This window comes from Salisediminibacterium halotolerans (assembly GCF_003814815.1).
Lineage (GTDB): Bacteria > Bacillota > Bacilli > Bacillales > Salisediminibacteriaceae > Salisediminibacterium > Salisediminibacterium halotolerans.
The window spans coordinates 242,433-254,868 of the sequence record NZ_RKQQ01000004.1 but is presented as its reverse complement, the minus strand read 5'-3'; the positions used below and the strand labels follow the sequence as shown (position 1 = coordinate 254,868).

Genomic DNA, 12,436 nt, shown 5'->3' with positions numbered 1-12,436 from the left:
TTATTCACATAAAAGGTCTTACGCTTTAACGACTTTCTTTACTACCCGCTTCGATTTGTAACGGTTAATCCATGCTTGAGCCGGTTTGCTGAGAACATCTTCCGGCGCATCATCATCACGATGCACAACCGGTCCCCACAACAGATCGAGAATATGAAATGCTTTTTTGCCGACTTTTGATAACGAGGCGCGGCACGCAGCGCAGTAAACGACGACATAGTCACTCTCAAAATCGTCTGCCCGGCGCTGCATGACCCGATTGGCCAAATCCGGATTCGCCGGGACGATCATCCCGCCAAACCCGCAGCAACGCGCATTTTCAAAAGAGTTTTCTGATTCCTCTACACGGTAGCCGAGTTCTCTCAATATCCAGCGGATGCCGTCTTGCATTTCGCGTTCATACCGCGTAGAGCATGAATCGTGAACAGCAAAGATCACATCGCTGTCTTTCGCCTTGCCGCGAACCTCCTCCGGCAGACCGATTTTCGGCAGCAGCGTCCAGAGTGATTCCGCTTTTGTTGTTTCACTTGTCTCGTTGATCGTTTTATAGCAGTTTTGACAAGCAACGATCATCGTATCAATCCCGATATCATCCATATCCTGCTGCAACCCGTCAAAACGCTCTTTAAATTTTTCCTCTTGCCCGAGCGCTTTTGTCCCCTTGCCGCAGCACTTCTGCACGCCGCCTAAATCCGGGTAAATCTCTTTTAAATATTCCATCGTTTTCTGAACGCCTTCCGGAGTATATGAAGGGAGTGAGCAGCCTGGCATAAATCCTTTTTTCGATGCAGTCATGATTATTTGCCCCCTTTAACTTTCGTCGTAAAGACTTTTGAAAATCCTAGTTTTTGGTGCATTTCGATCGCTTTATGACCTTCCATCGGCGATTTTCCGTCATTGTGCAAAATGAAATCCTTCCGCATGGCCATGAATGTTTCGCCGATTGGATAGTCGTTTGGACAAACATGCGTACAACCGCCGCAAACATTGCAAGAGTAAGGAACAATCGGCTCAATTTCGCCGTCTTGCAAAAACTGACCGAAAATATCTTGCGGACACTCGCCGTAATCGTTCATCATCAAGCATTCTTCCATGCACAGCTTGCACTCACATTGCAGACAGCGGGAAGCTTCTTGCTTCGCTTGCTCGTCTGTATAACCGAGGTCATAAGGCCGGAAGTCATGTTTTCTTTCTTCTGCTGCTCGGTGATTCCCGCTTTGACGCGGAAGGTTTTCCGTTCCTTTCGGAAGCGGCACATCTAAATTCGTTACAAAACTGTATTCGTACTTAAAGTTTCTTCCTTCTTCCAGCTCTTGTTGATTTAAAAAGCGATCCGCTGATTTCGCTGCTTTTTTCCCGAGTGCCATTGCTTCGACGACGATATACCCTCCGGATGCATCGCCGGCAACAAAAACATCGTCTTCGCTTGTTGCCAATGTTTCAGGATTCGTGACGTAACGGCCGCCGCCTTTTTGTTCAATCAGTCCGCCGGTAACATCTTCCACTTGCTGACCGGTGGCAAAGATGACTGTATCAGCTTCAATTTCCATCGTTTCTTCGCCGAACTGCGGCGCGAATTTTCCATTTTCATCGAACACTGACAAGACTTTTTTCAAGCGGATCGTTTGAACCCGGCCTGTCTCATCGGCAATGATTTCATCGGTTCCCCAGCTGTTCAGAAAACGAACGTCTTCTTCCATCGATTCATGAATTTCTTCTTTACTGGCCGGCAACTCATCAAAGCTTTCCAGCGTAAGCAGGGAAACTTCCTCGGCGCCGATTCTCCAAGCGGAGCGGGCGCAATCCATCGCTACATCCCCGCCGCCGACGACCGCAATGCGTTTGCCGGCTGTTTCCGATTGGCGCGTTAAACTGACTTCTTTCAGAAAGTCGCAAGCGTTCGTAACACCTTGCGCTTCTTTACCTTTAACCGGCGGGACCCCGCCTTTGTGCGCTCCGTTTGCGACAATCACAGCATCGTGCTGAGCGCGAAGGTCTGTAAATGTGATGTCTTTCCCGATCTCAACGCCCATTTTGAATTCAACACCTAAATCTTCAAGATAGCTGTATTCAAAATCAATCACTTCCCGCGGCAGCCGGTATTCCGGAATGCCGACGCGCATCATGCCGCCAACAACGTTTAATTTGTCATAGATGACAGCCCGGTGACCGGCTTTGCGTAAATCAATCGCGGCTTGCGCACCGGCCGGTCCGGCTCCGATTACCGCAACGCTTTTTCCGGTATCTTCACCTGTCGTCGTGTCCCAACTTGTTTTCTCATCAGCTTTTTCTGCTGCGTATCGCTTCAGCGCTGCAACGGATAACGGCTGACCGAACTCAGATTCTCTTCGGCAAGCAGCTTCACAAGGATGCGCGCAAATTCGTCCTAATGTGTTTGGCAGAAACAATTTCTCTCTAATTGTTTCCATAGCCCCTTCTACGTTACCTTCGCCGATTTGGCGAATATACTTTTTAACATCGGTGTGCATAGGACAAGCCGCGGTGCAAAATGCCTCTTCGTAGCCCATGCATCCATCGGTAATTTGCTTGGCATTGTCATAAACGCTCTGTCGAAATTCCATTATCTTCACCCTTCCGTGTAATAATCCCAGCATTTTCTTGTGAACGTTATCACATAGTTTTTTTAAAAAAATGTTTCACTCGAACATCAGATAGCTTAATAAATAAATAATTATTTAACATAATAATATCAAATCTTTGTGCAGTTGTTCACGTAAAGTTTCGAATATGATGTGTCGAGATTGTATACATTTTGTAACAAACACTATTTAAGTAGTGTTAACTTCGGCAAATTCAGGTTGTTCTATTTTCTAAATACAATTTAAAAACCTTGTACGCAGAGGTTATCTCCGCATACAAGGTCAAATTCATCGCAAACATTACAATGCTTCTGCCGCAGTTCGGTCTTCTTTTTCGTCTTTCAATTGATGAGGATCGTGATCATCCAATGATAAATATTTAATTCCCAGCATATATATAACTACTGTGGCAGCCATTGCCCCTATAAAAATCAGCCATTCTGTCACTGTTGTTGAATAAACTGCCATCTCCTGTCCGAAAGGCTGAACGAGTTGACCGCCGATAACGGTTACGTACTTATCGATAAACATCCCGATCAGAGCGAACGAACTCGCAACTACCATCGTTACCGGAGAACGCGAAACAATGAGCGCGATTAACGGAATGACTAAACCGATCGTGATAACTCCTCCCCAATAGAGAAGTGCATATTCACCATTAAAGATCATCGCAAAATCAGGCGTTCCGGTATAAAACATCGTGATCAGCTTCCAAGCATTAAACCCGAGAGCGACAGCGAGGAGCACCCCTAAAAGTTTTGACAGCCCGCTCAGCGCGTATGATACATTTTCAGACGCTTGTTTGAAAAGTGACTTTTGCGTAAAGTAAACGAATATACTTAACGCTGCAACACCGGTTAATAATGCTGAAAGCACGAAGAAGACGCTTGTAGATCCGCCGTACCATAGCGGCCGCTGAACAGCTGTAGCAAAAATACCGCCGAGAATACTAGTTGCCGCTACCGCCCCTACGAGCGTGAAATACGAAAGATAATGCATTACCTTTTCATTTTTTACATGCATTGCAATAAACTCAGCAAGTAAGAGCACAACATAAATGCCGTACGTTGCTCCCATCCACCACATTGGCGCCTGCAAGTTCGGGGAAGTGATAAAATAATACACCCGGTCCAATCTTCCAAGATCCATTGCGAGCACAACCAACCCTGGAATTAACACCGCTAACGCTAAAAATATCGAACGTTTGCCTAAAAATTGATACTTCTCAAAACCAAATAAGTGGGCTCCAGAAGCAAACATACACATACCGCTGGCCATTAGCGCTAGAAATACATAAGCAACAATCAAGAGATTCCACGGCACTTGATCTGACGAACCAAACAGAACCTGTCCTTGTATAAGTGTATTCACCATTGCGAATACACCGGCAGCAACAACCACTAACAATACAGCAATTACTGCAATCGTCGTTTTGTTAAAACTCAGTTTCTCTGTCATTAATGACTCCCTCCTTCGTTCATTAATTAATACATGGGGAGACGGACTATTTTACGGGGTACCCGACAGCTTCTAATTCTTTATTTGCAATCTGTTCGGTCAATTCTCCCAGCATCCGGTAATACGTTTCCCCTGCGCTGTTTTTCATCTTATCTGTAAATGAAAAAATCCACATCTGCAAATGTCTCGTCACAAAAGTTTGCAGCAGCTCTAAATACCTCAGTTCGTTTGTCTCAGCATACATATAATACAAGTAGTAAATAAACTCCAGCTCAACCGCAATGTGATCCGAAGGCTGATGAAAATCAGCTGCCTTTTCTATCCCCGCTTCCCGGTAAAATTTCTCTACCTTTTTCGTCGATTCCCCGACGATCTGTCTTCCTTGCTCTAAATAGACGGAGGCATAAGGCGGTGCGAATAAATCAAACGGACCGACAAACAATTTAGCATAATCTATCATCAGCGAATTGTTTTGTTCGATTAACTGATAACTTGCAATTTCTTTTTCCAGGTTCTCCGCGAAAGGTGTTAATTCTGGATACAGTTCCGCAACTGCTTCATTCAGCGCAGGAATCCAGTCAGGGTGCTCAGGAACAGGTTCTTTGTAAAGTTCACTGAGCACTTTGAAGAGATTGGCCTTATAATGAAATTCTCCCAACTGTTCTGGCTCCATGTTCTCACTCCTTTTAGATTCCGGTTTAGAAGCTGTTAATATAGTACACTTTCGGTTTCGTTCCCAGTTCGTCTTTTAACGTTTTGTGCTCATCTTTTAAGATTTCATGAATTTTATCATCCGGATCGTTTAAATCACCGACATACATGGCTTCCGATGGGCATCGCTCAACACAGTAAGGCTGTTCGTCGCGCTTTAAACGATGGTCGCAAAGCTGACATTTCTCCACAACGCCGCGGCTTCGGATCGCTTCATAGTTGTACGCTCGCTCCGGATTGTAATACGGAAGAGTTTCGCCGGTTTCTTGTTTGACGTGGGCTGGCGTCGCTGAAAGTTCACTCCAAGCTTCCTCTGACGTCCAGTATTCGTGCGGATTATCTTTGTTATAGGAAATAACACCGTACGGACAGGCTGCCATGCAGGCTTTACAGCCGATGCATTTATCTGCATCGTGAAGCGTCAGCCCGTCTTCATCTTTATACATTGCTGTAACCGGACAAGCTTTAATACAAGGCGCATTGTCACAATGATTGCATAAAGCAGGCATAAATTCATAGCGGACGTTCGGGAATGTCCCTGTCTCTTTTTTCAAAAAATGCATCCAGTTAATCCCGTCATCTGTGTTGTTTTCGTTTTTACATGTGACTGAGCAAGCTGCACAGCCGATACATGACTGCAGGTCTATCGTCATCGCATAGTTTTTCCCCATGGGTTTCACCTCCGATTATTATTTATACTTTGTCAATACGCACACGCGTTTGTCCGCCGTGCCTTGCACCGCTTCCACTGAGTGCTTCATGAACAGGCGCGAGGATGTCATTATTATTGCCTCCGCGGGCAATCTGGTTTTCACGATCTAATGAGGCAATATGGCCGTAAGCCCAATGCCCCTGCCCGTAACACTTCGAAATAACTCCGGGACGCGTTCCTTCCCAACGCTTTGCTTTCACAGTAATCGATCCTGTTTCTGTTGTCAGTTTCACTTCATCACCGTCTTCAATCCCAAGTTCATCAGCATCTTTCGGGTTTATTTTCGCAACATCATCCCAAGCTTCATCGCCGATATCGACATCTTTAAATGCCTGGTACCACGACGTGTTCGCTGAACGAGCTTCGCGGTTTAATTTCGAACGGTGCTCGGTGAAAATAAATGGATATTCGTCTTCATCACCGACTCTCATTGCCGGTTCATAGTGCGGAACATAAGCTAGCTCTCCCCGCGCCTCTAAGTTACAAGCTTCCATCACTTCATCGACGCTGGCATCGTGCTTATCCGCGTGTTCTTCAAGCGCTTTTTTCAGCGTTTCACTGTAAAACTCAAATTGGCCGGTTTCTGTTCCCCAGTTGCCGTCCCACTTCTGTCTGAATTCGTATTTGGCTGTATTCCACGTACCGACTTCCAACAGTTCTTCCCAGCCGTTGATTGTATCTCCGTCTTTCTCAAAAGACGGATCCCAAATCGGTTCTGTATATTGCTTCGTTGCGATTAAGTTAAATTCTTCCGCATTTGTCGGCGCATCTCCCGTTTCAGGATCACGAAATTCGTTGCGGAAGTAATCGATTAAATTCGAAAACCCTTTTTCTTCTAGAGCCTCCCCGAGCATCCATGGAATTTCCGTTTCATCAACACGAATATCAAATGGCGATTCAATCACTTTGTTTTGCATATGCAAGTGGCGATGAAGATTTCCGTTGCTTCCGTCGACCGGGCTCAAGCGTTCAAACATTGAATGCGGCACCGGTAAAACAATGTCAGCATAATGCGTCTGTTCAGCGGGATTAACTGTCATATGAACCATAAATGGAAGTTTCGCTAACGCTTCATCCCATCTTTCCGTTCCTTGGTTGCTGAAATTAAAATTATTCCAATAACTCATAACAACTTTGAGGTTGTAAGGATCCTCGTTTAACATCGCGTCGGCCACTGTATTCGTCGGCTTAACGCCGCCGGATTCACTGTCTTTTAGCGCAGGCAGTTCTAAGCGTCCGCCATGATCAACGCGTTCGCGCTCCAACCCGGCTTCCGCAATATCATCGAGATAGTCATCAATCTCCGGCCAATCGTTTGTCGGTACATCAATGCCGTTGCTGATAACACCGCCCTCTGCATCGGCAGAACCGACTAATCCATTCAATGCCGCTTGCGCTAACGCCGTGTACCCGCCACGAATGGTCATGCTTGATCCCGGGGACGAAAAAGAAATAGCACGCGGAGCTGCTTTCCCAAAACCGCGGGCGACCCGGTAAATTTGATCTTCCGGTATACCTGAACGCTCGGCAGCCCATTCCGGTGTCGCATCTTTTAATACTAAGTTCCACCACTTAACTAAACCGTGGGTTTGAATTTCTTCAAAATCATCTTCGTCAACTTCTTGACCAGCAACGAACTGATTTTCCCCATTCGTAAAATCACCGACAAACGGCTTGTGCCATAGTTCTTCGGTTAAAAGCACATGAGCAATCGCTGAGGCGAGCGCGCCGTCTTCACCTGGCATCACCGGCAGCCATTCATCTGATTTGGCAGCAGTTGTTGAAAGGCGCGGATCAATACACGCAAGTGTCGCCCGGCTTTTCAAGTCGCCCCAAATGCTCGCTGTGTGCGGCACCTGTCTGTTTGTCGAAATCGGATCGCCGCCCCAGAATATTTCATATAACGTGTTCTCATGATCATAATCGGCATAGCCCCAATAACGTTCTGTGTAGTAGCGGCCGAATTTTTCTGATTCGGCACAAATTGAGCTGTGCGAAATGTTATTGGGGGACCCGATGATTTTCGGCATATTGCCGTATAATATGCCGTTTAACGATGTGTAACGGCCGCGCCAAACAGAAAATTTATGCGTCTCATCATTTTCACGCAGCTCCATGATTTTCTCGGCAATCGTGTCCATCGCTTCTTCCCAAGAAATCGGCACAAATTCCGGATCTTCATCCCTTCCTTTATTCGGATTTGTTCGCTTCATCGGCTGCTTCACGCGGTCTGGATCGTAGACTTGCTGCAACCCTAAGTGCGAACGGACACACGAATGACCGTGGTTCGCTTTCGCATTCGGATTACCTCTGACTTTCGTCGCCCGCCCATCAATACGGTAAATTTCAACTGCACACCAAGCTGTGCAGCCTTGACAGACACTCGGTATCCACTCTCCTTGTTCGACATTTTCTTCTTCAGCGTTCGCAGCCGTTGAGAACGCATTCATAACTGGACCTTTTTGACTTGCCCCTGCTGCAAAAAGTCCTGTAACTGCTGATGCTTTCAAAAAATTTCTGCGTGATAATTTCAACTTCGCCACCTCCAAAATTCATGATTAACTCCCAAAACAACCTCTTCAGAAAGTTACGATTGCATCTCTTCCCCTACATAAATATTACCTTGTTAACAGACTTCTTATATTCAATTATATAAGTAATCATCTTCCATCAGCGCCGCAAATGTGAATAGAGAGCAAAGAAACAATGTCTTTTTTGTGAATTAAATCACATTTGTGTTTATTAATAGTGTTTATTGATAGTGGGCACTAACTAAAAGTGCATCTAAGTTGCCAAAGAACGGGAAATATATGAAAATGAGGTTATCTAACGAAGTGAGGTGATTACCGTGGCATCTGAATCTAAAGAGCGGTTTTCTGCATATGTCAAACACGAAGTCGATGCGCTGCAAAAAATGCTTGCACCGAAAATGAAAAAAAGCCTTCTCTACGGGGCGATTGCGATCCCGTTAATCATATCTTCTGTATTTAATTTATATTTTCTGCTCGTTCATGTTCCCTCCGGCGCGGAAATGGTTTGGTTTTTGCTGTTATTCGCTGTCTTGGGCGCAGTCGGGATGGCGTTATTTAAAGAGTCTAAATTTCTTACAAATGATATGAGATCCGAGAGCTACGTATACATGCAAGAACGGGTTAAAAACAGTTCGCTGTTAAATCAAGAATTGATCGACCGCTATATCCACGATTTGCAGAGTGAACCGAAAAAAGCGATGGATACATTTATCATGTTTTTAGAGCATGAAGAACGCGTCAAACGCTTAATGAATCAATAAAACCAGCAGCCGTCTTTGGCTGCTGGTTTTATGATTACTCCGGTTTGTTTTTGACGCCGAATTGTTGAAAGACCGTGTTGCGCTGCTCTGGATACACCGTTCGGCCCGCAATCGTATTAATAATCGTCACATTACGCTGCACAGAGAGCGCAAGATTGGTTGCGCCGATGCCGTGGGAATGAAGCAAGTCCGTCAGCGTAAAAAAGCGGTGCGGCCGGGCCGTTTTAAACACGAGCTGGTAATCACGTGTCACTTTATAATTCGCGTCATCTTCCCATTCAATCTTGTCCGCAAACTTCGTGAACCAATCCGGGATGTGCGGCTTATAGCCGGTTGAAAGAATAATTTTATCCGCATCGGTCGAAAAGGTCTCTTCTTCCTGCCACTCGCGGCAGTGAAGACGATAGCGGCCGTTTTCGAGTTTTTCAGCTTTAAGTGCTTCTGTGTGGCCTTGGATCGTCACATTCGGCTCGCCGTTTTCAACCGATCGGTGGTAGAGCAGATCGTAAATTTTGTGCAGCGTCTGTTCTTCCACACCGTTTCGCAGCCGGGTTAATAACGGGATTTCATCCATCCGTTTTTCATAAGGAAGCTGATAAAAATAATCGACAAAGTCAGGCGAAAAAAATTCCAAGCCGATTTTTCCCGCTTCAAGCTGAAAAAAACCTGAAGAACGCGTGAGCCAGCTTATATGCGGCTGAGTATACCGCTGGTTTTGCAAAAGCTCAAGAAACAGCTCTGCGGCACTCTGGCCGGAACCTAAAACGACCGCATGCCCGCTGTTTAAAATCGTTTCCTTAGAATCCAAAAACCGGCTGGAGTGAATCACATCATTTTCCGGCAAATGGCGCAATCCTTCGGGAACAGCCGGTTTGCTCCCTGTTCCAAGCGATACGTGCTTGGCATAATAAACTGTCTGTGCCTTTGTCTTTGGATGTTCCGTCACGACTTCATAAAAAGGGTCGTCTTCATTGTCATGATCAATCACATCGATGACGCGGCGGGCAAACTGGCAGGAATAAAGCTGATGAGCGACCCACTGAGCGTAATCATTGTATTCCCGGCGCGGAATATCAAAACGGTTGAAAAAGTAAAATTGATACAACCGGTTGTGCTGATGCAAGTAATTCAAAAAGCTGAACCGGTTCGTCGGATCGGCAAACGTGACCAAGTCTGCCAAAAACGGCACTTGTAAATCCGCGCCTTCTAAAAGCATTCCGGGATGCCACTGAAATTCTTCATCTTCGTCAAGAAACAGCGCGTCAATGTCGCCGACCTCTTCTGTTAAAGCCGCCATGCCGAGATGAAACGGGCCGATGCCGATCCCGATCAGATCATAACGCCGTTGATTCATGCGGTGCCCTCCTTTATTTTTCCCAGCTGAAACGGGCGACACTCTCGATTTGCGCGGTCATCGGGAACATGTCAACCGGCTGAACTTCGAGCAATGTAAACCCGCCATCTTCAAGCGCCTTCGTGTTTTTCGCCAATGTCGACGGGTTGCACGATACGTAAATAAGCTGATCCGGTTCTGATTCGATCAAGGTGCGGATCAAGGATTCGTCCAAGCCGGAGCGCGGCGGATCAACAATGACGACATCCGGCCGCCATCCGTCTTTTATCCATTTCGGCAAGCACGCCTCGGCCTTCCCCGTTTCAAAATACGCATTATCAACACCGTTTGCTTTTGCATTGCTTCGCGCATCGGCAATCGCTTCCGCAACGGTATCCATGCCGCGCACCTCTTTTGCGTGTTTCGCTGCCGTGATTGCGATCGTTCCGACGCCGCAATACGCATCAACGACTTTCGTGTCGCCGTCAATCTCGGCCATTTCACGCACCGTTTCGTACAACCGCTCTGTTTGCGGCGGATTGAGCTGAAAAAATGCCGGCGAAGATAAGTAAAACACCGATTCATCAAGCTTTTCCGCAATTTTTTCCCGTCCGGCAAGCACCCTTGTCTTGTCGCCGTAAACCGTCGATGTTCTCTTCGCATTAACGTTTAAGATAAGCGAATCGACTTCAGGAATCCGCTTTTTCACTTCTTCGATCACCGCTTCTTCACGCGGCAGCGGATCAACGGCACTGACCAAAGTCAGCTGACGTTCGTCTGTGGCAAAACCGGCGCGCACAACGATCGTCCGCACAGCGCCTTTTCGTTTTCGTTCGTTATAAATCGGGATTGATAAATCTTCTAAAATCCGCTTCATTTTTGCGGTAATTTCATTGGCTGCAGGATGCTGCACGATGCACTCAGGAATATCGATCAGTTTATGGCTGTCTTTTCCGTACAGCCCGGCAGCAACCCGATTATTCTGCACCCCGGTTTGCATTTGACTTTTATTCCGGTAGTACCACGGCGATTCCATCCCGATTGTTTCATGCAGCGAAACGTCGTTTAAGTTCACGGATGTGTAACGTTCGAACGCTTGGCGGACTAAGTCTTGTTTTTCTGCCAATTGCGCGGCGTACGATAAATGCTGAAGCTGGCAGCCGCCGCATTTGTCGTAAACCGGACACGGCGGAGTTACACGTTCCTTCGACGTTTTCCGCATCTTCAGCACTTTCGCTTCGACAAAAGAACCGGAGATTTTTGCAACTTCGGCGACAACTTCCTCCCCCGGCAAAGCCTCTGGAACAAACACAACTTGCCGCTTAAAAAAACCGACTCCTTCTCCGTTAATCCCGAGGCGTTTGATCGTAAGCGGAAACTGCTGACCGATTTTCATATGAACATTTGTCTGTTTTGGTTTATTTGCCATCTTTGCGTCCTTTCGTTTAGCCGGTTTCGATGCTTTCCCATAAATACAATGCCGCATACGTTCGGTACGGCGACCAGTCTTTTGAATAATCGAGCATTGTTTCTTTCGACGGTTTATCATCCCAGCCGAAGAAATGTTTCATCCCGTTTTGCAATCCGATATCTTGAACGGGAAATAAATCAAGCCGCCCCAAACCGAACATTAAAAAATTCTCCGCCGTCCACGGGCCGATGCCGCGAATACTCGTCAACAGTTTTTGAATTTCCGCATCATCTGATTGCTCAAACTGTTCAAGCGATAACCGGCCGGCGTCAAATTCTTCGGCCAACCCGATGACATATTCCGCTTTTCTCCGGCTGAATTGCAATTCACGCAAAGCTTCTGGATCAATATTTTTCACCGTCTTCGCTTCCGGATAAAACCAGGCGCCGTCATGTTCAAACCCGTATGTTTTGACAAAGCGGGTTGTCAGGGTGAAGGCGAACGTCATGTTCAATTGCTGGTGAATGATCGCTTTCATTAAAGCGCCGGTACGCTGAAAGTCGCAGACAAACGGCGTGCCGCGGTATTTTTCCACGAGCGGATACAAGTCGTTGCCGCGAAAATGATCGGCAATCTGACTGATCGTTACGTCCCAGTGAAAACGATTCGACAATTCCGTTATCACATCCTCGTCTGTGACACCGGCTGGAAGGTTCGCTTCAATATTAAAAACCGGCCGGCTGAATGTCCCGGTCTGACTCAGATCAACGGTCACAGGAGAATCGTTTATCCATAAGGGGACTTTTATATGCTCAGTGTCTCTGACGATCACTAGAAGCGGATCAATTGCCAAGCGGGCAAGCGCCTGTTTAAAATCATACGGCTGGTCGAGCTCAATTTGTTCACGCATTCAGGTTCT

Annotated in this window: 10 protein-coding genes; 1 reads left to right on the top strand and 9 read right to left on the bottom strand. The window is 46.5% G+C overall.

The features are described 5' to 3' along the window. Positions 1–18: 18 nt before the first annotated feature. The 6 genes from EDD67_RS09360 to EDD67_RS09335 all read right to left on the bottom strand — a co-directional run bounded on the left by EDD67_RS09360 (position 19) and on the right by EDD67_RS09335 (position 8,024). Positions 19–795 (bottom strand): heterodisulfide reductase-related iron-sulfur binding cluster, encoded by a 777-nt coding sequence (locus EDD67_RS09360; protein ID WP_162843805.1) that lies wholly within the window; start codon positions 793–795, stop codon positions 19–21. 2 nt (positions 796–797) lie between these two features. After that, complete coding sequence (locus EDD67_RS09355; protein ID WP_121440586.1) at positions 798–2,582, bottom strand: FAD-dependent oxidoreductase; 1,785 nt, start codon at positions 2,580–2,582, stop codon at positions 798–800. Positions 2,583–2,900: 318 nt separating this feature from the next. Continuing rightward, entirely contained in the window at positions 2,901–4,058 is a 1,158-nt protein-coding gene (gene nrfD, locus EDD67_RS09350; protein WP_121440587.1) for an NrfD/PsrC family molybdoenzyme membrane anchor subunit, read from the bottom strand. Positions 4,059–4,104: 46 nt separating this feature from the next. Continuing rightward, positions 4,105–4,731 carry a TorD/DmsD family molecular chaperone gene (locus EDD67_RS09345; RefSeq protein WP_121440588.1) on the bottom strand — a complete coding sequence of 209 codons (627 nt, stop codon included), beginning with the start codon at positions 4,729–4,731 and terminating at the stop codon, positions 4,105–4,107. A gap of 25 nt (positions 4,732–4,756) precedes the next feature. Next, entirely contained in the window at positions 4,757–5,440 is a 684-nt protein-coding gene (locus tag EDD67_RS09340) for a 4Fe-4S dicluster domain-containing protein (RefSeq protein WP_121440589.1), read from the bottom strand. 22 nt (positions 5,441–5,462) lie between these two features. Next, the gene (locus EDD67_RS09335) at positions 5,463–8,024 is read right to left on the bottom strand and encodes a molybdopterin-dependent oxidoreductase (protein ID WP_244922841.1); all 2,562 of its coding nucleotides are present in this window, start codon (positions 8,022–8,024) and stop codon (positions 5,463–5,465) included. A 305-nt stretch (positions 8,025–8,329) separates the two neighbouring features. On the opposite strand from EDD67_RS09335, the gene EDD67_RS09330 reads away from it, so the two are divergent. Next, entirely contained in the window at positions 8,330–8,773 is a 444-nt protein-coding gene (locus tag EDD67_RS09330) for a DUF5392 family protein (protein ID WP_093073052.1), read from the top strand. Positions 8,774–8,807: 34 nt separating this feature from the next. Here EDD67_RS09330 and EDD67_RS09325 read toward each other — a convergent pair whose 3' ends face one another. From EDD67_RS09325 to EDD67_RS09315, 3 genes are read right to left on the bottom strand one after another with little or no spacing between them, the layout of a single operon-like run. Beyond that, the gene (locus tag EDD67_RS09325; protein WP_121440591.1) at positions 8,808–10,127 is read right to left on the bottom strand and encodes a lysine N(6)-hydroxylase/L-ornithine N(5)-oxygenase family protein; all 1,320 of its coding nucleotides are present in this window, start codon (positions 10,125–10,127) and stop codon (positions 8,808–8,810) included. Between the two features lie 13 nt (positions 10,128–10,140). After that, positions 10,141–11,535: a 23S rRNA (uracil(1939)-C(5))-methyltransferase RlmD gene (rlmD, locus tag EDD67_RS09320; RefSeq protein WP_121440592.1), complete on the bottom strand. Its 1,395-nt coding sequence runs from the start codon at positions 11,533–11,535 to the stop codon at positions 10,141–10,143. Between the two features lie 16 nt (positions 11,536–11,551). Next, positions 11,552–12,427: a DNA-3-methyladenine glycosylase family protein gene (locus EDD67_RS09315; RefSeq protein ID WP_121440593.1), complete on the bottom strand. Its 876-nt coding sequence runs from the start codon at positions 12,425–12,427 to the stop codon at positions 11,552–11,554. Between the last annotated feature and the right edge of the window lie 9 nt (positions 12,428–12,436).